Source organism: Alcaligenes sp. 1735tsa3, from assembly GCF_024134565.1.
In the GTDB taxonomy this organism is placed as follows: domain Bacteria; phylum Pseudomonadota; class Gammaproteobacteria; order Burkholderiales; family Burkholderiaceae_B; genus Alcaligenes; species Alcaligenes phenolicus.
The window spans coordinates 1,957,150-1,977,670 of sequence record NZ_CP099862.1; the positions used below are offsets into that span (position 1 = coordinate 1,957,150).

Annotated in this window: 20 protein-coding genes; 18 read left to right on the forward strand and 2 right to left on the reverse strand. The window is 54.9% G+C overall.

Annotated features, from left to right (window positions below; genetic code table 11):
- The first annotated feature begins 36 nt into the window (after positions 1 to 36).
- The 9 genes from NIZ92_RS09075 to NIZ92_RS09115 all read left to right on the forward strand — a co-directional run bounded on the left by NIZ92_RS09075 (position 37) and on the right by NIZ92_RS09115 (position 8,729).
- Positions 37 to 714, forward strand: coding sequence for a pentapeptide repeat-containing protein (locus tag NIZ92_RS09075; protein WP_254003132.1), 678 nt, complete (start codon positions 37 to 39; stop codon positions 712 to 714).
- A gap of 107 nt (positions 715 to 821) precedes the next feature.
- Complete coding sequence (locus NIZ92_RS09080) at positions 822 to 2,345, forward strand: YifB family Mg chelatase-like AAA ATPase (protein ID WP_254003133.1); 1,524 nt, start codon at positions 822 to 824, stop codon at positions 2,343 to 2,345.
- Positions 2,346 to 2,883: 538 nt separating this feature from the next.
- Positions 2,884 to 3,081 (forward strand): 50S ribosomal protein L35, encoded by a 198-nt coding sequence (gene rpmI / locus NIZ92_RS09085; RefSeq protein ID WP_003800367.1) that lies wholly within the window; start codon positions 2,884 to 2,886, stop codon positions 3,079 to 3,081.
- 16 nt (positions 3,082 to 3,097) lie between these two features.
- Positions 3,098 to 3,457, forward strand: coding sequence for a 50S ribosomal protein L20 (rplT, locus tag NIZ92_RS09090; protein WP_009454390.1), 360 nt, complete (start codon positions 3,098 to 3,100; stop codon positions 3,455 to 3,457).
- Positions 3,458 to 3,527: 70 nt separating this feature from the next.
- Positions 3,528 to 4,550, forward strand: coding sequence for a phenylalanine--tRNA ligase subunit alpha (gene pheS / locus NIZ92_RS09095; protein ID WP_009454388.1), 1,023 nt, complete (start codon positions 3,528 to 3,530; stop codon positions 4,548 to 4,550).
- Positions 4,551 to 4,627: 77 nt separating this feature from the next.
- On the forward strand, positions 4,628 to 7,033 hold the full coding sequence (gene pheT, locus NIZ92_RS09100; protein ID WP_254003134.1) for a phenylalanine--tRNA ligase subunit beta: 2,406 nt from the start codon (positions 4,628 to 4,630) through the stop codon (positions 7,031 to 7,033).
- Positions 7,034 to 7,042: 9 nt separating this feature from the next.
- Positions 7,043 to 7,366 carry an integration host factor subunit alpha gene (locus tag NIZ92_RS09105; RefSeq protein ID WP_009454385.1) on the forward strand — a complete coding sequence of 108 codons (324 nt, stop codon included), beginning with the start codon at positions 7,043 to 7,045 and terminating at the stop codon, positions 7,364 to 7,366.
- 77 nt (positions 7,367 to 7,443) lie between these two features.
- Positions 7,444 to 7,848, forward strand: a complete 405-nt coding sequence (locus tag NIZ92_RS09110; RefSeq protein WP_003800357.1) for a MerR family transcriptional regulator — start codon at positions 7,444 to 7,446, stop codon at positions 7,846 to 7,848.
- 68 nt (positions 7,849 to 7,916) lie between these two features.
- Entirely contained in the window at positions 7,917 to 8,729 is an 813-nt protein-coding gene (locus NIZ92_RS09115; RefSeq protein ID WP_137430476.1) for a ferritin-like domain-containing protein, read from the forward strand.
- Here NIZ92_RS09115 and NIZ92_RS09120 read toward each other — a convergent pair.
- Positions 8,704 to 10,416, reverse strand: coding sequence for an anti-sigma factor (locus NIZ92_RS09120; protein ID WP_254003135.1), 1,713 nt, complete (start codon positions 10,414 to 10,416; stop codon positions 8,704 to 8,706). The genes NIZ92_RS09115 and NIZ92_RS09120 overlap by 26 nt on opposite strands.
- A gap of 69 nt (positions 10,417 to 10,485) precedes the next feature.
- On the opposite strand from NIZ92_RS09120, the gene NIZ92_RS09125 reads away from it, so the two are divergent.
- From NIZ92_RS09125 to sufT, 9 genes are all read left to right on the forward strand, one after another.
- Positions 10,486 to 10,728 carry a hypothetical protein gene (locus tag NIZ92_RS09125; protein ID WP_035267655.1) on the forward strand — a complete coding sequence of 81 codons (243 nt, stop codon included), beginning with the start codon at positions 10,486 to 10,488 and terminating at the stop codon, positions 10,726 to 10,728.
- 172 nt (positions 10,729 to 10,900) lie between these two features.
- Complete coding sequence (locus NIZ92_RS09130; protein WP_052159216.1) at positions 10,901 to 12,682, forward strand: ABC transporter ATP-binding protein/permease; 1,782 nt, start codon at positions 10,901 to 10,903, stop codon at positions 12,680 to 12,682.
- A gap of 60 nt (positions 12,683 to 12,742) precedes the next feature.
- Positions 12,743 to 13,237 (forward strand): SUF system Fe-S cluster assembly regulator, encoded by a 495-nt coding sequence (locus NIZ92_RS09135; protein WP_003800349.1) that lies wholly within the window; start codon positions 12,743 to 12,745, stop codon positions 13,235 to 13,237.
- The gene (gene sufB, locus NIZ92_RS09140) at positions 13,234 to 14,682 is read left to right on the forward strand and encodes a Fe-S cluster assembly protein SufB (protein ID WP_009454374.1); all 1,449 of its coding nucleotides are present in this window, start codon (positions 13,234 to 13,236) and stop codon (positions 14,680 to 14,682) included. The genes NIZ92_RS09135 and sufB overlap by 4 nt, the downstream gene beginning before the upstream one ends.
- 13 nt (positions 14,683 to 14,695) lie before the next feature.
- Complete coding sequence (gene sufC, locus NIZ92_RS09145; RefSeq protein WP_009454372.1) at positions 14,696 to 15,475, forward strand: Fe-S cluster assembly ATPase SufC; 780 nt, start codon at positions 14,696 to 14,698, stop codon at positions 15,473 to 15,475.
- Positions 15,472 to 16,779, forward strand: coding sequence for a Fe-S cluster assembly protein SufD (gene sufD, locus NIZ92_RS09150; RefSeq protein ID WP_254003136.1), 1,308 nt, complete (start codon positions 15,472 to 15,474; stop codon positions 16,777 to 16,779). The genes sufC and sufD overlap by 4 nt, the downstream gene beginning before the upstream one ends.
- Complete coding sequence (locus NIZ92_RS09155; RefSeq protein WP_035267652.1) at positions 16,776 to 18,023, forward strand: cysteine desulfurase; 1,248 nt, start codon at positions 16,776 to 16,778, stop codon at positions 18,021 to 18,023. Before sufD ends, NIZ92_RS09155 begins: the two co-directional genes overlap by 4 nt.
- Positions 18,024 to 18,476 carry a Fe-S cluster assembly sulfur transfer protein SufU gene (gene sufU, locus NIZ92_RS09160; RefSeq protein ID WP_009454366.1) on the forward strand — a complete coding sequence of 151 codons (453 nt, stop codon included), beginning with the start codon at positions 18,024 to 18,026 and terminating at the stop codon, positions 18,474 to 18,476. It abuts the gene before it with no gap.
- A 15-nt stretch (positions 18,477 to 18,491) separates the two neighbouring features.
- Positions 18,492 to 19,052 (forward strand): putative Fe-S cluster assembly protein SufT, encoded by a 561-nt coding sequence (gene sufT, locus NIZ92_RS09165; protein WP_060185785.1) that lies wholly within the window; start codon positions 18,492 to 18,494, stop codon positions 19,050 to 19,052.
- Positions 19,053 to 19,715: 663 nt separating this feature from the next.
- On the opposite strand, the gene NIZ92_RS09170 is transcribed toward sufT, so the two are convergent.
- The gene (locus NIZ92_RS09170; protein ID WP_035267648.1) at positions 19,716 to 20,207 is read right to left on the reverse strand and encodes a helix-turn-helix transcriptional regulator; all 492 of its coding nucleotides are present in this window, start codon (positions 20,205 to 20,207) and stop codon (positions 19,716 to 19,718) included.
- Between the last annotated feature and the right edge of the window lie 314 nt (positions 20,208 to 20,521).

Sequence of the window (20,521 nt, forward strand, 5' to 3'; positions counted from 1 at the left end):
TAAAGCTGGCTCAGCTTTTTTGGAAGGGAAAGTCGCATGCTCGTCAGTAATGTCCAGATCACAAGAGATGAGTTGGTTGATCTTTTGGCCGCCTCCCATGAGTCTTTGAGTTTCGAGAACTGCAGTTTTGATGATGAGGATCTGTCGGATCTGGAGCTGGATGGTTCGCAGTTTTCGGGCTGCAGCTTTTTGAATACCCGATTGATACGGGCACATTTGCAAGACACGATCTGGCTGCGTTGCAAGTTGGGTCAAGCAGATTTCAGCTTGGCAGATCTCAGTTCGGCGCGTTTTAGTGCTTGTGATCTGCACTTGAGCAAGTGGGTACGCACTCACATTGCTTCCTTGCAGATCGAGGATTCCAAGTTGAGCGGGGCAATCTTCAACGAAACCCGTGGTTTGGACCTGAGCCTGCGTGAGTGCAAGTTGGTCGGTGCCACCTTGCGCGCCATTAATTTCCGCAAGCAAAATCTGGTGCAACTGGATTTCTCCGATGCGGACTTGGGCGGCTGCAATTTTCAGGATGCCGTATTTGACGGCGGCAGCTTGAGGGGTGCCAGCTTGCGAGGGGTGAACTTCAAAGGGGCGGACCTGCGCAGTGTGGAGTTGGGCAGCATCACCTTGTACGACTTGAATAACTCTTTCCAAGGAGCTTGCCTGTCCGTGGAGCAGGCAGTTCAACTGGTCAGCTCCATGGGGGTGCAGGTTCAGTAAAACCCTGGGACCGTACAAGTACGCAGTGATGTTTTAAGGCAGGCATCTGGAGCTTATTTCTCCCGATGGGCAGACTGAATGTTTGCCTTGGAAAGGGAGAAGGGCATATGTCCTTGGCCGTGTTGAACAGTTGTGCCTTGTCGGGCCTGGATTTTATCGACGTGCGTGTCGAGGCGCACGTGGCTCCTGGATTGCCAGCCTTTCATATTGTTGGTTTGCCCGATGCTGGTATTCGTGAAAGCCGGGAGCGCATACGGGCTGCCTTGCAGGCCAGTGGTTTCGATTTCCCCGCTGCCCGATTGACAATCAATTTGGCTCCTGCCGATTTGCCCAAGGATTCGGGCCGTTTTGATTTACCCGTAGCTTTGGCGATTTTATTGGCCAGCGGCCAGCTAAGCCGCCCGGATGATAAGCAGCGCGAGCAAGCGATCACCGGTCTGGAGCGTTATGTCATGGCCGGGGAGTTGTCTTTGACAGGGGCCGTGGTTCCTGTGCAGAGTGCGCTAACGATTGCCTTGGGTATGGCGCGTCGGCATCCGGAGCTTTGTTTGCTTTTGCCTGCGCAGAGTGCAGAAATGGCGGCCCATGTTCCTGACTTGCAGGTCTACGGGGTTACCAGTTTGGCAGAGGCGGCGGGGTATCTGCGAGGGGACAAGGAGCTGGAACCCGCATTGGCCAGGTCGTGGCCAGAAGAGTGGAGTGATGGCCCACAACTTTGCTTGTCGGACGTGCTGGGGCAGCCTTTGGCTTGCCGTGCTTTGGAGGTGGCCGCTGCGGGTGGCCATAGCCTTTTGTTGAATGGCTCGCCGGGTGTGGGCAAGACCATGCTGGCTCAACGTCTGCCGGGTTTATTGCCAGATCTGGATCGATACGCTCAGCTGGAAGTAGCCGCCTTGTATTCTTTTGTGCAAGAACAAGACTTTTTTAGCAGGCGACCCCCCTTTCGTGCTCCACATCATAGTGTGTCTACTCCTGCCTTGATTGGCGGTGGTAGCCGCCCAAGACCGGGGGAGGTTTCGCTGGCTCATCATGGCGTACTGTTTCTGGATGAGTTGCCTGAGTTCAGTCGGCGTTCATTGGAGGCGTTGCGCGAACCGCTGGAACAGGGCTGCGTGCATATTTCTCGTGCCCAGAAGCAAGCGGTGTTTCCGGCGCAGTTTCAGTTTGTGGCTGCCATGAACCCATGCCCCTGTGGCTGGGCGGCGAGCCGTCATCGGGCGTGTCGGTGTTCTCCTGCTCAACGGGAGCTGTATCGGCAGCGCCTATCGGGGCCGATGCTGGACAGGATTGATCTTTTGGTGACCTTAATCGAGTCCGAACCGGAGCGTGATCAAGCAGCGCAGGCATCCAGTCAGGTCAGGCTGCGGGTACAGGAGGCGATTGAGAGGCAGTTGGCACGTCAGACGGTACGAAATGCTCGTCTGTCAGTGGCTGGTTTGAAAGAACATGGGTGCTTGTCTGCGGAGGCCTTGCAGCTACTGGCCAGTGCACGCAAGCGCTGGCATTGGTCAGAGCGAGTGCAGGGTAGGGTCTTGCGGGTAGCGCGGACAATTGCTGACCTGGCCGGAGTAGAGCAGATTGCCAGGCCTCATATCGCGGAAGCATTGCAGTTCCGGCCTGAATTGCCGTGAATCGAGGTAAGAAGAAGGCGGGTGTCGCTACTAGGTTTGGCAGGATTGGGCTGGCTGCAGGCTGAGGGCGACAGGCGCCATGACTTTCATGGTGGGCCTGTGTGTCGTTTGCCTAGACTGTCAGCCTACGTATGAAATTGCGCGCCTTCGCCTGATAGGGGGGGCGAGTATTTTGGTGTTATCGGCTACCAGCAAGATAGGGTGCCGATGTTTTCACCCATCCTATTGATAACTTGCTGCCTGATCTTGACATGGCTAGGCTCGAAGATTGACCAGATCATACGCGCTGGAGGGTATCCAAACGGGGCCACGGTTTCTTGTGTTCCTGATTGGCTGGCGAACAACGCCATAACTGCAAAAAATCCCTTTGATATCTGGACAATCCTTCAGGAATCACCCTATAATCAAGAGCTTTTCCCCTGTTTGGATCTGTTCTGGCAGCGGGCAAAGAAAAAAATAAGTGCCTGTTTTGGGTCATACAAGTGTCCGCCAGCTTCCTAGGCGACCACCCGCAGACACAAATTAGTCGAGTAATTTCATGCCTAAAATGAAAACCAAAAAAAGCGCCTCCAAGCGCTTTGTGGTTCGTGGTAGCGGTTCCATCAAGCGGGGCCAAGCGTTCAAACGTCACATTCTGACCAAGAAGACGACCAAGAACAAACGTCAGTTGCGCGGTGCCGTCGAGGTTCATAAAGCCGACGTCGCTTCCGTAAAAGCAATGATGCCTTTCGCTTGATTAGGGAGAATCGAACATGTCACGAGTAAAACGCGGTGTTAACGCACGCGCACGCCACAAGAAAGTAATTGCCCAGGCCAAAGGTTTTCGCGGCCGTCGCGGTAATGTATTCCGTATAGCCAAACAGGCTGTCATGAAGGCAGGTCAGTACGCCTACCGTGACCGCCGTAACAAGAAACGTGTATTCCGCTCGCTGTGGATTACCCGTATCAACGCAGCTTGCCGCGAACTGGATATGAGCTACAGCCAGTTTATCGCCGGCCTGAACAAAGCCTCCATCGCTTTGGACCGTAAGGTTCTGGCTGACTTGGCTGTTAAAGACAAGGCAGGTTTTGCTGCTGTTGTTGCACAGGCTAAGAACGCTCTGGCTGCTTAAGCGGTATCTGACTGTATAGTTCACAAACGGGGCCTTTGGGGCTCCGTTTGTTTTTGGAAAGTAACACGCCATGACTTCCTCCCACGACGATCTGATTGCCCAGGCTCGGGCCTTATTTGAGCAGTCTCAGGACGCCGCTTCGCTGGAAAACGCTAAAGCTCGATTTTTGGGCAAACAAGGTGCCATCACTGCCTTGATGAAAGGCCTTGCCCAGATGGAGCCGGAGCAGAAAAAAGCAGCCGGTGCCAGCATCAACGTGCTCAAGCGCGAAATTGAAGATCTGCTAAACGATCGTCGTGCTGCCCTGGCGGCAGAACAATTGAACCAGCGACTGGCTCAAGAACAAATTGATGTGACTTTGCCCGGCCGTGGTCGTGGCACCGGTGGTATTCACCCGGTGATCCAGACCTGGCAGCGTGTTGAAGCCATTTTCCGCTCTATCGGTTTCGATGTGGCTGACGGCCCTGAAATCGAAAATGACTGGACAAATTTTACCGCTCTGAACAATCCAGAGAATCATCCGGCTCGTTCGATGCAAGACACGTTCTATATCGATATGAACGACGAGCAGGGTTTGCCCTATTTGCTGCGCACGCACACCAGTCCCATGCAGGTGCGTTATGCACGCATGAACAAGGCCCCTATCAAGGTTATTGCTCCCGGCCGCACCTATCGTGTCGATAGTGATGCCACCCACTCGCCCATGTTCCACCAGGTGGAAGGGCTGTGGATTGCCGAGGATATTTCCTTTGCCGATCTGAAAGGCGTTTACACGAACTTTCTGCGCGCCTTCTTTGAAAGCGACGATCTGGTCGTGCGCTTTCGACCTTCTTTCTTCCCCTTTACCGAGCCATCCGCCGAGATTGACATGATGTTCTCCTCCGGCCCCAACAAGGGCCGTTGGCTGGAGATCTCCGGCTCCGGGCAGGTTCACCCGCAAGTGGTGCGCAATTTCGGTTTGGACCCAGAGCGTTACATCGGTTTCGCCTTTGGTTCCGGACTGGAGCGCCTGACTATGTTGCGCTATGGTGTTAACGATTTGCGCCAGTTCTTTGAAGGCGATCTGCGCTTTCTGAAGCAGTTCAATCGTTGATTCCTACTTCGCGCCGCTGGGCCTTTTAGGCCCGGTCGGTTCCGGTATACGCCGTTTTACGTCTCCATCTTTGCATCATGTTATTTTCCGAATCGTGGCTGCGCCGCTTTGTGAATCCCAAACTGGGAACTGAAGAACTGGGTCATCAACTGACGATGGCTGGCTTGGAGGTTGAAGAAATTCAAGCTGCTGCGCCTGCTTTTGAGCATGTTGTCGTTGGCTTCATCGCTGAAATTGCCCCCCATCCCGACGCTGACCGCCTGCGCGTTTGCCAGGTCGATGACGGCTCGGGCAAGCTGCTGCAGATTGTGTGCGGTGCGCCCAATGCGGCTCAAGGCATCAAGATCCCGGTCGCCCGTGTTGGCGCAGAGCTGCCCGGTGGCATGAAAATCGGCCCGGTCAAAATGCGTGGCGTGGAGTCCGCCGGCATGTTGTGCTCGGGTCGCGAGTTGGGTCTGTCGCAAGATCACGATGGTTTGCTGGTGCTGGATGCAGACGCGCCGGTAGGCCAAAGCCTGCGTGAACTGCTGGATCTGGACGACCAGATTATCGAATTGAAATTGACGCCTAACCGTGCGGACTGCCTGTCCGTGCTGGGCGTGGCGCGTGAAGTGGCCGCTCTGACGGGCGAACCACTGACACTGCCAGACTTCACACCTGTTCCTGTCACGATTGAAGATCGCGTTTCCGTTACCGTGAAAGACGCTGATCTGTGCGGCCGTTTTGCCGGCCGTGTGATTCGTGGCGTCAATGCGCGTGCAAAAACCCCGGACTGGATGAAAACTCGTCTGGAGCGTAGCGGCCAGCGTTCGATCTCCGCATTGGTGGACATCTCCAATTACGTCATGCTGGAACTGGGCCGTCCTACGCACGTGTTCGATTTGCAGCACGTACAGGCTGGTCTGGAAGTGCGTTGGGCACGTAAAGGCGAGACGCTGGAGCTGCTGAGCGGTTTGAATGTCGAGCTGGATACCGATGTGGGTGTGATTGCGGTTAACGATGTGCCGCAAAGCATGGCCGGTATCATGGGCGGCGAACAAAGTGCCGTCACACTGGATACGACGGATGTGTATCTGGAAGGCGCTTTCTGGTGGCCAGAAGCCATCATGGGCCGTGCCCGTCGCTACAAGTTTTCTTCCGACGCCAGCCACCGTTTCGAGCGTGGCGTGGACTTCGACTCCATTACCCAGCATCTGGAACGCACCACAGCGCTGATCCTGGAAATCTGCGGCGGCCAAGCGGGGCCTATGGATGACCAGGTTGTGGCCTTGCCCGAGCGCAAGCCCGTTGCCATGCGCCTGGATCGTTGCCGCCGTGTTCTGGGTATTCCTCTGGATCAAAAGCAGGTGGAGAGCATCTTCACCCTGCTGGGCCTGGACTTCTCGGTGGCTGACGAAGTCTTTACGGTCAATCCTCCCAGCTTCCGTTTCGATTTGACGATTGAAGAAGACCTGATCGAGGAAGTTGCCCGTATCTACGGTTTTGAAAATATTCCTGATCTGCCTCCGGTCGCTGCTGCACAAATGCGTGTGCCAGTCGAGTCCTTGCGTGGTCCGCACGCCTTGCGCGCTGTATTGGCCGCCCAGGACTACCAGGAAGTGATCAACTTCTCCTTTGTGCAAGAGTCCTGGGAAAAAGATATTAACGGACAGGCTGACCCTATCCGTTTGTTGAACCCCATTGCCAGCCAGTTGGCGGTGATGCGTACCAGCCTGATTCCGGGTCTGCTGGCCAATATTGAACGCAACGCCAACCGCCGTCAGTCGCGCGTGCGTGTGTTCGAGTTTGGCCGCGTCTTCATGCGCGATGCCTCTCAAGAAAATGGTCCGTTGACCGTGGCCGGTATCCATCAGCCCAACCGCATTGCGGCCGCAGCCTGGGGCCCTGTTGTGACCGAGCAGTGGGGACAGCCCGATCGTCTTGTCGACTTCTTTGACGTCAAGCGCGATCTGGAAACTTTGCTGGGCCAACGTGCTGCTCAAGTCCGTTTCGAGCCTGAAGCTCACCCGGCCTTGCACCCAGGCCGTAGCGCCAGTGTGAAACTGGATGGTAAAACCATAGGCTGGATCGGTGAAATCCATCCTCAGTGGTTGAGCGAATTTGGTTTGAATCAAGCGCCGGTCGTCTTTGAGGTGGACGTTGATGCCATCTCTCACGACGAAGTGGTACACGCTCAGGAAGTATCCAAGCAACCCGTTGTGCAACGAGATCTAGCGGTTTGGCTGGATAAGGACGTATCCTATCAAGCTGTGCTGGATACACTGAACCAGGTGCGCAGCACGGCAGCGCAAGCGGCTATCGTCAAAGATATTCAGTTGTTTGACGTCTGGCGCGACAAGAACGATGCATCGGAAAAGAGTCTGGCGATTCGATTCTGGCTGCAAGACAGCGCAAGCACGCTGGACGATGAACGCGTCGAGCAATGCCTGGAAGCATTGTTGGCGGCACTGGTGTCTGCGCATGGCGCACGGGCACGAGCATAAGGAGACACAATGAACGTAGAGCGTACTCTGACCAAGGCTGATCTGGCTGAACTCTTGTTTGAACGTGTTGGCTTGAATAAACGCGAAGCCAAAGATATTGTGGATACTTTCTTTGCAGAGATCCGCGATTCCCTGGCCGATGGTGTCGAGGTCAAGTTGTCCGGTTTCGGTAATTTCCAGGTTCGGGACAAACCCCCGCGTCCTGGTCGCAACCCCAAAACGGGTGAAGTCATCCCGATTTCGGCGCGACGCGTGGTGACATTCCACGCCAGTCAGAAGCTCAAAAGTGTAGTCGAAGGGGCGCCAGTGGCACCCGAGGATGACCAGGACTGAAGCCTGGTACGTTTGCGTACAGTTTTGCCTGACTGAACGTGTAAAATCACTCCTATTGTCGATGAGCATCAGTGGCCATGAGCACAAACGAAAAGACGGCGACCTTGCCACCTATCCCTGCCAAGCGGTATTTCACCATCGGTGAAGTCAGCGAGCTTTGCTTGGTCAAGCCCCACGTCCTGCGTTATTGGGAGCAGGAGTTTACGCAGTTAAAGCCCGTCAAGCGACGCGGTAACCGACGTTATTACCAGCACCATGAGGTGCTGCTGATACGCCGGATTCGCGGTTTGCTGTACGACGAAGGCTTTACGATCAGTGGTGCGCGCAATCGTCTGGGCGATGGTCCGGATATGCCTTTTGACCAGGAAGCCGCTGTGCGTCTGACCGGTCAGGAGATGCAGGCCTTGCGCACCAACTTGGGTCAGATCCAGGCAATGCTGGATCAAGCCTTGGCAATGACGGATCCTGGCTCGGCTCAGTAATCCGGGGTTGCTAAGCAGGAACGAAGGTCGGCCTTGGTGCCGGCCTTTTTTCATGGAAGGGATTAGCAGTGAACTTACGTAGTCAGGCTCTACAGGCCTTGTTAGTACAAGAGCCGGCTGCCAAGCTGGCAGCAGTACGAGCAATTGCCCATGGCTTGCCCGTAGGGGCAGATGAGCATTTGGAAGAGCCGCCCGGCGTACCGGGACGGCCCGAGGGTTTGCGTTTTGTGAGCCCTCAGCATGTGCCCAAGCGGTCCGTGCGTACGCCCCAGGGGCGAGCAGCCTTATTGCATTCCTTGGCTCATATTGAGTTCAATGCCATCAATCTGGCCTTGGATGTGTTGTGGCGTTATCCCGGTTTGCCCGACGCATTCTATGCAGGCTGGTTACAGGTGGCGGTGGAGGAGGCTTTGCACTTTGAGCTGCTGAGCGATCATCTTCAAACGCTGGGTGTCCGCTATGGGGATTTGCCTGTCCATGACGGCTTGTGGGAGATGGCAGAGCGAACACGCTTTGATCTGCTGGCGCGTATGGCTTTGGTGCCGCGTACTCTGGAAGCACGGGGGCTGGATGCCTGCCCCCTGGTGCATAAGAAGTTGCTGGATGCTGGTGATGAAAAAGCCGCCGCGATTATTGCCATCATCTTGCGCGATGAGGTCGGGCATGTAGCGTTGGGAAATTACTGGTATCGCAAAGTCTGCCAGGAACAAGGTTTGCCCGACTTTGATACGTATGGTGAGTTGGCTCTGCGCTATCGCGCACCGCGTTTGCGCGGCCCCTTTAATCGCGAAGCCCGCCTGGAGGCGGGCTTCACTGCCGAGGAAATCGACGAGCTGGAACGGCTGGATGCCGCTTTTAAGAGCGGGTTGCCGACGAGCTAGCTTCCGTGTTGGGCTTGGGCAGGTTATCCAGCTGCCCAAAGCTCACAATGCGACCAATGTACAGAACGGGGCCTTCCGGTGCACCACTATTGGAGCCGCCTTCGGTTTCCAGCGTCATCTCAAATATCTGCTCATCTTCCACGGTGCCGATCAAAGCCGCGGGTACGGTGATGGGGCGATTAGGATCAATCAAACCCAATGAACGAACTTGCGTGCCGCGTGGTGTGTGTGTCCACAGCTGTACTGACTGCGTTGCTTTGACTTCGGTACTGACCTTGGGCACCAGCAGGACATTGCCTTGTGGGTCTACCGTCGCAATCCAGGCCGGAGTAGAGGATTGGCCAGGGGCCTGCAGGATGGCTGCCTGACGTGGCTTCATCTCAATGACGTTGACAGGCGGTTCCGAGTTCATGTTCATGAGCAGGGCAATCACCAGGCCCAGAATCACGACCGCAGCCAAGCCGCCCCACAAAACAGGCATGGGCATGGCAAAGCCACGGGACTTGCGTTCGCCATCAACAGGTTCGGGTTTGCGTTTTTTCTCTACCGGGACTGACTCAGGCTCGCTTTTGGCGGGCTTTTTCTTGTCGGCGACCTTGGCTGGTGCTGTCGGCGCTGCTTCGGCTGTGACAGCAGCTGCTTTGGTAGCTGGGTCGGAGTCTGCACGCAGTAAAGTGGGGAAAGGCGGTGTGTGATCGTCAGCCTTGTCGTTCGAACTGTTGACGGACCAGCGAGGCTCAGTGCGAGTGGCAGCTTCCGTTTTAGTGTCTTGGTCTGCCGAAGTACTGGTCTTGATACTGGGTTCCTGGCGCTCCGCTTTGTTAACTGGAGCGCTTGTGCTGGCGTTGCCAGTGCTTGCCGATTTGGGGGCTTCAGCAGCCGGACTGCTTGTGTTCCCAGTCTGACGACGTGCAGCTGGCGGAGGCAAGCCCAGGGTATGGTGAATATGAGCCAGGCTGGTGGGGGCAGGCACTGTTGGGGTCAGGCAGTCCACCAGTTCCAGCCACGCTTGCTCCCAAGCCAATGCCAGACGCGCTGCCTGATCATTTTGCTGCATCAGGGTGTGGGCTTGGACCAGTTCATGCTGGCTGAGTAGCCCCAAGGTATATTCGCCAATCATCACTGCATGGCGTGGATCGTTGGCGTTGCCTTCATTGATCAGGGGACTGAGCTGTTGCAAGCCATGTTGGACCACAGCGCGCAATTGTGCGGGGGAGCGGTTTAGCTGAGGGCCCAACTGTTCGTAACTATTGCCGTGCAGATAGGCATGGATCATGGCGCGTTGGCTGGTGCCATCCAGCTTGCCCATGGCAGGGATGAAACGCTGGCCGGCTTGCGGCTTGATGGCAGGCAGGGCGTAGCTGCTATCGCCGCTTTGCGCGCGTTGACGCAGGCGAGCCAGTAGCCTGAACCGCAGAATGCTGTAAATCCAGGCGCGCCCTTCGCCTAAATCGGGGTCATAGCCGGCAGCGTTCTTCCATAACAAAACAAAGCTATCGCGCAGAACCTCTTCGGCATCAATGCGGCGGCCCAATACGGCCTGGCCCAAAGCCAGCATCAAGGGGGCTTCCTGGTCGTACAGCACATCCAGCGCCTGGCTGTCCTGTGCGGCTAACTGGTCCAGGGAAGAAGAATACGAAAAAGAAGAAGACGGCATGGATGGATTTTGCACGGTAAAGGGATTCATGAGCCAGATGTCTGGTATCGGGCGCTATTTTTACTGTGTCTGCGCCAGTTTCAGACAAGCAGGTATTGTATGCCTTTCGTTGAAGGCTTGAAGGTAACAAAGTGCTGGATTGCCAGCATTTTCTTTGCAGTGACAAGCCGTGAATTTCCCGATTTTCAGCACTGGATACTTGCTGGTCAGGTCCCTTATTCGTGTGACTGTGGTTTGCAGGTCAATAATCTGCCAAACAAGCACGCCGACGGCAGGGTCTTGGCAGGGATAAGCAGCTCAAAAGGCTATACTTATTCGTTATGTGCTGCCTGGCAGTTTTGATAATTTCCCAGGCATAGAACCTCATTTCTGTATTCGCATCAAGGACATGGCAGGGCCTGCCTGCCAGTGGAAAGCATAGTCTGCTTGTCCTGCCTTGATTCCAGCGTTGTGCTGCAACTTATTTTTAAGCTGTCCGCGGTTTTTCGGCTTTGTGCTGTTGAACACGGACCTATTGCGTGTGCCTCCTCGTCCTGAAGTGCTTGATGGTGTCTCCGGTGGTCTGAGCACCCTGAAATCCTTATTTCCTTACGTTTGGCGATTCAAGACTCGCGTGGTCTTGGCTTTGTCCTGTTTGCTGCTGGCAAAAGTCGCCACCGTGATGATGCCGATCTACCTGAAGCAGGTAATCGATGCGTTGAGCCTGCCCGCTACGGCTTTGATGCTGCCGGTAGCCGCCTTGTTGGGATATGGAGCCGTACGTCTGGCCTCCAGCGCTTTTGGTGAAATACGGGATGCCCTGTTTGCGCGAGTCACGCAAGGGTCGGTGCGGCTGATTGCGAACCACGTCTTTCGGCACCTGCTGGATCTGTCCTTGCGCTTTCATACCGAACGCCAGACAGGTGGCTTGAGCCGGGATATTGAACGGGGCACCAAAGGCGTTAGCTTTCTGCTGAATTTCCTGGTCTTCAATATTTTGCCAACCTTGCTGGAAATAGCTCTGGTCTGTGGCATCTTGCTCTGGCGATACGACTGGGCCTTCGCGGCGGTGACCTTGGGGACGATTGCGGCCTATATTGTGTTCACCTTGCTGGTGACTGAGCGGCGCATGCGTTATCGGCGAGCCATGAACGACTTAGACAGTCGTGCCAACTCTCGCGCGATTGATGCCTTGCTCAATTACGAGACAGTCAAATACTTCGGTAACGAGGATTACGAGATCAATCGCTACGATCAGAATATGGGCCAGTGGGTCCAGGCTGCCGTGCGTAATCAGGTATCGCTGAACCTGCTCAATATTGGTCAGGCCTCGATTATCAGTGTTGGGGTGACGGCCTTGCTGTTCATGTCGGCGCAAGGTGTGCTGGCCGGAACCATGACGGTGGGTGATGTTGTGCTGGTGTCTGCCTTCCTGACTCAGCTTTATGCGCCTTTGAACTTTCTGGGTTTTGTTTACCGCGAAATCAAGAATTCACTGGCTGATATGGAGCGCCTGTTCTCCTTGTTGCGTCGCAAGCAAGAGGTGAAAGATGCACCGGATGCCCAGGTCTTGTCCTGTGAGCAGGCGGGTGTGCGTTTCGAGAACGTCAGCTTTGCCTATGACAGCCGTCGCAAAGTCATTCAAAACCTGAGTTTCGAGATCCCCGCCGGCAAGACGGTAGCGGTGGTGGGTTCTTCGGGCGCAGGTAAATCCACCTTGTCGCGTCTTTTGTTTCGTTTCTACGATGTGACGGAAGGCCGCATCCTGTTCAATGAGCGCGAGCTGCGCGAATGGACGCAAGAGAGCTTGCGCCGTCATATCGGTATCGTTCCCCAGGATACGGTCCTGTTCAACGATACGATTTTGCACAATATTGCGTATGGCCGTCCTGAGGCCAGTAAAGAGCAGATCGTGGCAGCAGCACGGGCCGCCAGTATCCACGACTTCATCGAAAGTCTGCCCGATGGTTACGAGACCATCGTGGGTGAACGCGGCTTGAAGTTGTCCGGGGGCGAAAAGCAGCGCGTGGCTATTGCCCGTACCTTGCTGAAGAACCCGCCGGTGCTGATTCTGGACGAAGCTACCAGTGCGCTGGACACACGTACGGAACGGGCGATTCAGGCGGAGTTGAACGAGATTGCCCGCGACCGCACCACCTTGATCATTGCTCACCGTCTATCCACGATTACGGACGCGGATTTGATTCTGGTTCTGGAGCGCGGACAGATCGTGGAGCAGGGCACGCACAGCGAGCTTTTAGCCCTGGATGGCGCCTATGCCCGGATGTGGAATATCCAGCAAAGTCTGGAGGGATAATTTGACCATATAGTACCAAAGCGGTACTATATGGCTCTACGACCTGTTCAGAGAGAAGGAATGCTGCGAATCAGTAAAATCATTGATTACGGCACTTTGGTGCTGACACACATGGCTGGAGATCCAGACCGTGTGTTCAGTGCGTCTGACTTGGCCGCCATCCTGGGTTTGGGCCAACCGACTGTCAGCAAGGTGCTTAAACTGCTGGGCCAGCACGAGCTGGTCATCAGCAGCCGAGGCGCACGCGGAGGGTATGTGTTGGGCCGCCCCGCCAAACAGATAAGTGTAGCGCAGATTATTGATGCACTGGAAGATCAGCCCTTTGGCTTGACTGAATGTGTAGCTACTCCTGGAGCCTGTTCCGTGGAGTCAGATTGCCATATACGCAGTAATTGGCAGCGTATCAACGATATTGTCCGACGCACCTTGGAAGAGGTCAGTGTTGCAGACATGATACGCGTGCCCGTTAACGAATTTCCCCTGACACACAAGCCGGGTCCCGAATTGAAAAACAGAAACAAGGCGAACACCTCCAACGTGGAGTTAACCGAATGAGTACCGTCAACGAACATCTGGACACCTTCCTCGATCGTGATTACGAGGCAGGCTTTGTCACCGACATCGAGTCTGAAACCATACCGAAAGGTCTGAACGAAGACGTCATCCGTTTCCTGTCCGCGAAAAAACGCGAACCGGAGTTCATGCTGGAATGGCGCCTGGCTGCTTACCGCCAGTGGCTGACCATGAAGTATCCCAAGTGGTCGATTGTGGAATATCCACCTATCGACTTCCAGGACATCAGCTACTACTCCGCGCCCAAGAGCAAGGCCGACGGCCCCAAGAGCCTGGACGAGGTGGATCCTGAATTGCTGCGCACCTATGAAAAACTGGGTGTGCCTTTGCACGAGCGCGCGCGTCTGGCCGGTGTGGCGGTTGACGCCGTGTTTGACTCGGTCTCGGTGGCCACCACCTTCCGCAAAGAGCTGGAAGAAGTGGGCGTGATCTTCTGTTCCTTTTCCGAGGCCGTGCGTGAATATCCGGAACTGGTGAAAAAGTATCTGGGTACGGTTGTCCCTCCTAGCGACAACTTCTATGCCGCCCTGAACTCGGCCGTGTTCTCCGATGGCTCCTTTGTGTTCATCCCCAAAGGCGTACGCTGTCCGATGGAGCTGTCCACCTACTTCCGTATCAATGCCCGCGACACTGGTCAGTTCGAGCGCACCTTGATTATTGCGGAAGAGGGCGCTTCGGTCAGCTATCTGGAAGGCTGTACGGCGCCGATGCGCGATGAAAACCAGTTGCACGCAGCGGTCGTGGAACTGGTCGCCTTGGACGACGCCAAGATCAAGTACTCCACCGTGCAAAACTGGTACCCCGGCGATAAAGACGGCGTAGGCGGTATTTACAACTTCGTCACCAAGCGTGGCGAATGCCGTGGCGCACGTTCGCACATCTCCTGGACGCAGGTTGAAACTGGCTCGGCCATCACCTGGAAATACCCCAGCGTGGTGCTGCGCGGCGATGATTCCCAAGGCGAGTTCTACTCGGTCGCCCTGAGCAACCACCGCCAGCAAGCCGATACCGGCACCAAGATGATTCATATGGGTCGCAATACCCGCAGCACGATTATCTCCAAGGGGATTTCGGCGGGCCAAGGTATCAATACCTATCGCGGCCTGGTTCGTATTACCCCCAAGGCAGAAAACGCCCGCAATTACACCCAGTGTGATTCGCTGCTGATCGGCAAGCGCTGTGCTGCACACACCTTCCCAACCATGGAAGTGCAGAACCCCAGCGCCAGTGTGGAACATGAAGCAACCGCTTCGCGCATTGGCGAGGACCAGCTCTTTTACGCCATGCAGCGCGGCCTGACTGCCGAAGATGCCGTCTCCATGATCGTGAACGGCTTTTGTAAAGAAGTGATTAAAGAATTGCCCATGGAGTTTGCGGTCGAAGCACAGAATTTGCTCGGCGTCAGCTTGGAAGGCAGTGTAGGTTAAGGAGAATAATGAAATGCTGACGATTAAAGATTTGCGCGCTTCGGTTGAAGATAAACCTATCCTTAAAGGTCTGAACCTGGAAATCAAACCCGGTGAAGTCCACGCCATCATGGGCCCGAACGGCTCGGGCAAGAGCACCTTGTCCCAGGTTCTGGCCGGTCGTGAAGACTACACCGTGGAAGGCGGTTCGGTTGACTGGCTGGGTCAAGATCTGCTGGAAATGAAGATTGAAGACCGCGCCCGTTCCGGTCTGTTCCTGGCATTCCAGTACCCCATCGAAATTCCCGGTGTGTCCAACGCCTACTTCCTGCGTGCTTCCGTGAACGCCGTGCGCCGTCATCAGGGCTTGCCCGAGCTGGACGCCATGGACTTCCTCAAGCGTGTCAAAGAGGAAATGAAGACGGTTGGCATGCGCGAAGAGTTTCTGTACCGCTCCGTGAACGAAGGTTTTTCCGGCGGCGAAAAGAAACGCAACGAAGTTCTGCAAATGAGCCTGCTGGAACCCAAGCTGGCCATTCTGGACGAAACCGACTCCGGTCTGGATATTGACGCTTTGCGTGTGGTGGCTGACGGCGTGAATCGTCTGCGTTCCCCCGAGCGTTCCTTGCTGGTGATTACTCACTACCAACGTCTGCTGGACTACATCGTGCCTGACTTTGTGCACGTATTGGCCGGCGGCAAGATCATTCGTTCCGGTGGCCGTGAATTGGCTCTGGAACTGGAAGAGCGTGGCTACGGTTGGGTGCTGGAACAAGCAGCCGCCGAACAAAAAGCCAAGGGAGCTGCGGTATGAGTCTGCCGGATTGGGTCAACAGCTTTGCCGCTCAGGCTGCACAAGCACCTGGAGCCGGCCTGCCATGGCTAAGCGCCGTGCGTCAGCGCGCGCTGGATCGTTTCGCACAAGAAGGCTGGCCAACCACGCGTATTGAAGCCTGGCATCACACCTCCTTGGCTTTGCTGGAACAGCAAAGCTTTGCTCCTCAGAAATCGGCTTCGGCCGCGGAATTGGTGGCGTCAGTGCGCCAGCAAGAAGACGGCTATTTCCTGGTCTTTGTGGACGGTCACTACGATGCGGCTTTGTCGCACCTGAATGAGTTGCCAGCAGGCGTGCGTTTGGCCTCGCTCAGTACCTGTCTGGAGCAAGATGCAGACTGGCTGCAGCAGGCTTACGGGGACGAGTCCCTGGGTGCTTCGACGGCTGCCTTGAACCTGGCTTTGGCCCAGGATGGTGCTGCCTTGCATATTGCCGCTGGCAAGCATCTGGAACAGCCTGTTCATCTGGTTTTTGTACGCACTCAAGGTGGCAGTGCCAGCTTCACGCGCAACCTGATTTCTTTGGAATCCGGTGCCAGTGTAACGGTGGTTGAGCACTACGTGGGTCAGGAAGGAACGGATGCTTCCTTGAGCAGCGCCGTGACTCGCCTGAACGTGGCTCCTGATGCCAACCTGACACACATGAAGCTGCAGCAAGAAGCCTTGCAAGACTTCCACCTGGCCGCAATCGATGTGCAGCAAGGTCGTGGTTCGGTATTCAATTCGCACTCCCTGTCTTTCGGTGCTCGTATAGCCCGTAACGATATTGCTACTGTTTTCAACGGCGAGCGCTGCGAAACCTTGTTCAATGGTTTGTATTTTGTGGACGGCCGCCGTCACGTGGACCACAACACCATCATTGATCACGCTCAGCCTAACTGCCAAAGCCGTGAGTTCTACCGTGGCATTTTGGCCGATACCGCCCGCGGTGTGTTCAGTGGTCGCGTATTGGTAGGCAAGGGCGCGGATGGTACGGATTCGGTACAGCGTTCGGACAGCTTGCTCTTGTCCAAGATGGCACGTGCAGACTCCCGCCCTGAGTTGGAAATCTACGCCGACGACGTCAAGTGTGCACACGGTGCCACTGTAGGTCAGCTGGATGCAGATAGCCTGTTCTACCTGCGCTCGCGTGGCATGACCATGGAAGATGCACGCAATATGCTGATTTACGCATTTGCCGCTCAGTCTCTGGAGCGCATTGCGTCCGAGAGCCTTCGTAGCCGTGCCACAGTCGGTATTAATGCTTTGTTGCCTGGCGGTCTTGCCCTTGGAGATCTTGCATGAATGCGCCTATGCCCGTAACTGCTGCTGGTTTGCTGAATCACCGCGAGGATTTTCCTATCCTGGCTCGCCCCATCCGGGGCCAACGCCTGTCCTATCTGGACAATGGCGCGACGACGCAAAAGCCGCGCTCGGTCATCGAAGCCGAGGCGCGATTCTATGAGCAGTCCAATGCCAACATCCACCGTGGTGTGCATTGGCTGTCTCAGCATGCTACTGAGCTGTACGATCAGGCCAGAAGTACAGTGCGGGCATTTCTGAATGCCGCGCGCGACGAAGAAATTGTGTTTACGCGTGGCACCACAGAATCCATCAACCTGGTGGCCTATAGCTGGGGCATGGACAACCTGAAAGCAGGCGACGAGATTCTGCTGACCGGCCTGGAGCATCACTCCAATATCGTGCCTTGGCAATTGGTTGCCCAGCGTACCGGTGCCATTATTCGCGTGGTGCCTGTGCTGGATAATGGCGAGCTGGATCAGGAAGCTTTCAAGCAACTGCTCAACGAGAAAACCCGCCTGCTGGCGGTGGGCCATGTGTCCAATGCCTTGGGCACGATCAACCCCATCGCTGAAATGACCCGTCAGGCGCATGCCGTCGGTGCCAAGGTGCTGGTGGATGGAGCTCAGTCCGTTCCCCACGGTGTGGTGGACGTACAGGCTCTGGATGCTGATTTCTACACTTTCTCAGCACACAAGCTGTACGGCCCCACAGGTATGGGCGCCTTGTACGTGCGCTACGAGATTCTGGACAGCATGTCGCCCTGGATGGGCGGCGGTGACATGATCACCACCGTCAGTTTCGAGCAAAGTAATTACGCCCCTGTGCCACAGCGCTTTGAGGCGGGTACGCCCAATATCGCTGGTGCCATTACCATGGCTGCCGCTATCGATTATTTGATGGGTATAGGCATGCAGCGTATTGCTGACCATGAGGCGCTGTTGCTGGACTACGCCACCGAAGCCTTGCTGGCCATGCCTGGTATTCGAATTATTGGTACGGCGGCACATAAGGCAGGCATTGTGTCCTTCCTGGTCGACGGTATTCACCCGCACGATCTGGGCACCATTCTGGACATGGACGGCGTTGCTGTGCGTGCCGGTCACCACTGTGCCATGCCCTTGATGACGCGCTTTGGCATTCCAGGTACGGCTCGTGCCTCCTTTGCCTTGTACAACGATTACGCTGATATTGATGCTTTGCTGGGCAGCCTGCGCAAAGCTCAAAAACTATTTGGAGTTGGCTAAATGAGCCAAGATTTCAACGGGCTGCGCGAGCTCTACCAAGAGGTCATTTTTGACCATAACCGTAGCCCGCGTAACTTTGAAGTAATAGAAAACGCCAGTCATTTTGCCAATGGCCACAATCCGCTGTGTGGGGATCAACTGGCTGTGTACGCCGTGGTTGAAGACGGCATTGTGCAAAAAGTCAGCTTTGTGGGGCATGGCTGCGCTATTTCCAAGGCTTCGGCATCCTTGATGACCGAAGCCGTAAAAGGCCTGAGTCTGGCCGAGTTTGAGTCTCTATTTCAAGATATGCACGCCATGTTGACAGAGGCCCATCCCGATCGAGATCTGGGCAAGCTGGAAGTGTTATCTGGTGTGCGTGAATTCCCCGCACGGGTTAAATGTGCCACCCTGGCCTGGCATACCCTGCATAACGCCATCAATCAGGCCAAAGAAACCGCGCAAACCGAATAAAGGCGCAAACAAGCCATGAGCTACTTTGAACGACATGATGTGCTGGTCAGCCGGGATTGTCCGGCTGTCAGTATCCCTTACGGTGCTCCCGTTACGATCGAGGCGGGTTGTACAGCAACGATTACCCAGAAGCTGGGTGGCAGCTATACCGTGATGGTAGAGGGCAACCTGTACCGGATTGAAGGTGTCGATGCCGATGCGCTGGGTTTTGAGTCCCAGGACAAGCCCGAGGTTTTTGTACCCGAGCTGCCCCTGAGCGAAAAAACCATTGAAGACGCCGCCTGGATTGTGTTGGCTAGCGTTTATGATCCGGAGATTCCGGTCGATATCGTTAATCTGGGCTTGGTGTACGCTTGTCATGTGAGCCAGACTGGTCCAGAAGCGTTCTCCATCACCATGGAAATGACGCTGACGGCTCCTGGTTGCGGTATGGGCACCATGATTGCCGATGAGGCCCGCTACAAGCTGGAGACTATCCAGGGCGTAGAGAAGGCCGTAGTGGATCTGGTTTGGGATCCACCGTGGAGCCGGGAACGTATGAGTGAATCAGCCCGCTTGCAACTAGGGATGCTGTAATAGAAAAAGCCTGCAGAACATGCAGGCTTTTTTGTGCCTGAAGAGCGGGGCGCAGCTTGAAAGGCGGGCTCAGGGCAGACGGCAGTTTGTTTGTGATGTTGTTGGCTGCTGAATAGGCCCCCCGGTTAAGGGGGCCTATACGCTGCGGCTAAGTATGTTTGGAGAGAGGCCCTGGCAAGCTTAAAACGCTCAAAAAAATGGCTCGATATCTACCCGATAGCTATAAATAAAAATAATAGCGAAAGCGTTTAAGAGGCGGTTTCCGTTAAGCCTTGTTTGTTCTTTTTTTATGGGCCAAAACCTGCATTGAATAAGCTGTCTTATGTCTTTATCAAGCCAGAGATTACAACTTTTCCTAGGGTTTTGCCTATCTCCAGCCAGAGAGTTTTGTATGAATTTCGCTGAAGCTCTAATCTCCAAGCCTGATTTCTTGATTCATGCTTGAATGGTTCAAACTTATATGGCCAAGGGTTTAGGCAAAGCAGGGGAGAATAATGTTAGTTACAAATAGAACATAAAGATCTTTTTTGAGACAGTGCTGTTGCTGGTCGAGCAGATTAAACGCTCGCCAGCACAGGGAAGCTTAAGGCGTGATTAATGGAAACTGAACAGCCCTAGCTTCATCCAATTTATGATCAGGTGCCTTGTTTTGTACGCATAGGTTTACTGAGGGGCAAGACGCTCAATCAAACTGTCCAGGCTGGCGTCATCCATTTGACGACCTTGATGCAGATAGAACTCGTATACCAGGCGAATCGCCTGAGCCTCGGCACGAGAGCGCAGGCTGAGCTTTTGCTGCACAAATAACTGCCTGATCTTCAGGATGATTTCTTCCAACGAGTCCATGTCAGCCATGCTGGGCTTTGATTGAGCAAGAACCCGTTTATCAAGCTTTTCTTCCCCGCAGGCTAACCATTGAATAGGCAGCTTGGAGGCCTTGGCCAGCTTGATCAAAGCAAGACGAGAGGGCTCGGTTTTGCCTGATTGCCAGCCTTGCAGAATCAATAGGGACACACCCACTTTTTCAGCCAGTTTTTGTGGTCCGCCGGCCTGTTCGATCGCCAGCTTGATTCGCTCCGGGAAGTGTTGGAAACCTTCCTCCACGGCATTTTGACCGGCTTGGCTTAATCGCTTTACTGAGTGTTTGAAATACATTGCCACCTCCAGGGATTGCATGTTCTTGTCGTTATTGGTTATTTGGTCAAGATTGTGCTTGATGGTGCTATATACTTGTCTTATTATTCAATTTGAACAGAAAACCAAGTTAACTACACAAGAATTTGCATAAAAAATGTAAACGATGTGGTTTTCTTACTTTTGTTTTAAGAACTTGACTGTTTATGCAAGATTTTGTGTTTATGCTGGATGGACGGCATCACAGGAAGGATGCCCATCGGGCCCTGGAAGGACCCAGGAGCAGAAAGACAGAGTGGCCTTGCTAACAGATCGGCTGTAGGCGCACCAGGTCT

Excerpts from the sequence above, each read along its gene's own strand:
- NIZ92_RS09075 (WP_254003132.1), top strand. The coding sequence starts at position 37 with ATGCTCGTCAGTAATGTCCAGATCACAAGAGATGAGTTGGTTGATCTT.
- NIZ92_RS09080 (WP_254003133.1), top strand. The coding sequence starts at position 822 with ATGTCCTTGGCCGTGTTGAACAGTTGTGCCTTGTCGGGCCTGGATTTT.
- rpmI (WP_003800367.1), top strand. The coding sequence starts at position 2,884 with ATGCCTAAAATGAAAACCAAAAAAAGCGCCTCCAAGCGCTTTGTGGTT.
- rplT (WP_009454390.1), top strand. The coding sequence starts at position 3,098 with ATGTCACGAGTAAAACGCGGTGTTAACGCACGCGCACGCCACAAGAAA.
- pheS (WP_009454388.1), top strand. The coding sequence starts at position 3,528 with ATGACTTCCTCCCACGACGATCTGATTGCCCAGGCTCGGGCCTTATTT.
- pheT (WP_254003134.1), top strand. The coding sequence starts at position 4,628 with ATGTTATTTTCCGAATCGTGGCTGCGCCGCTTTGTGAATCCCAAACTG.
- NIZ92_RS09105 (WP_009454385.1), top strand. The coding sequence starts at position 7,043 with ATGAACGTAGAGCGTACTCTGACCAAGGCTGATCTGGCTGAACTCTTG.
- NIZ92_RS09110 (WP_003800357.1), top strand. The coding sequence starts at position 7,444 with ATGAGCACAAACGAAAAGACGGCGACCTTGCCACCTATCCCTGCCAAG.
- NIZ92_RS09120 (WP_254003135.1), bottom strand. The coding sequence starts at position 10,416 with ATGAATCCCTTTACCGTGCAAAATCCATCCATGCCGTCTTCTTCTTTT.
- NIZ92_RS09125 (WP_035267655.1), top strand. The coding sequence starts at position 10,486 with ATGCCTTTCGTTGAAGGCTTGAAGGTAACAAAGTGCTGGATTGCCAGC.
- NIZ92_RS09135 (WP_003800349.1), top strand. The coding sequence starts at position 12,743 with ATGCTGCGAATCAGTAAAATCATTGATTACGGCACTTTGGTGCTGACA.
- sufB (WP_009454374.1), top strand. The coding sequence starts at position 13,234 with ATGAGTACCGTCAACGAACATCTGGACACCTTCCTCGATCGTGATTAC.
- sufC (WP_009454372.1), top strand. The coding sequence starts at position 14,696 with ATGCTGACGATTAAAGATTTGCGCGCTTCGGTTGAAGATAAACCTATC.
- sufD (WP_254003136.1), top strand. The coding sequence starts at position 15,472 with ATGAGTCTGCCGGATTGGGTCAACAGCTTTGCCGCTCAGGCTGCACAA.
- NIZ92_RS09155 (WP_035267652.1), top strand. The coding sequence starts at position 16,776 with ATGAATGCGCCTATGCCCGTAACTGCTGCTGGTTTGCTGAATCACCGC.
- sufU (WP_009454366.1), top strand. The coding sequence starts at position 18,024 with ATGAGCCAAGATTTCAACGGGCTGCGCGAGCTCTACCAAGAGGTCATT.
- sufT (WP_060185785.1), top strand. The coding sequence starts at position 18,492 with ATGAGCTACTTTGAACGACATGATGTGCTGGTCAGCCGGGATTGTCCG.
- NIZ92_RS09170 (WP_035267648.1), bottom strand. The coding sequence starts at position 20,207 with ATGTATTTCAAACACTCAGTAAAGCGATTAAGCCAAGCCGGTCAAAAT.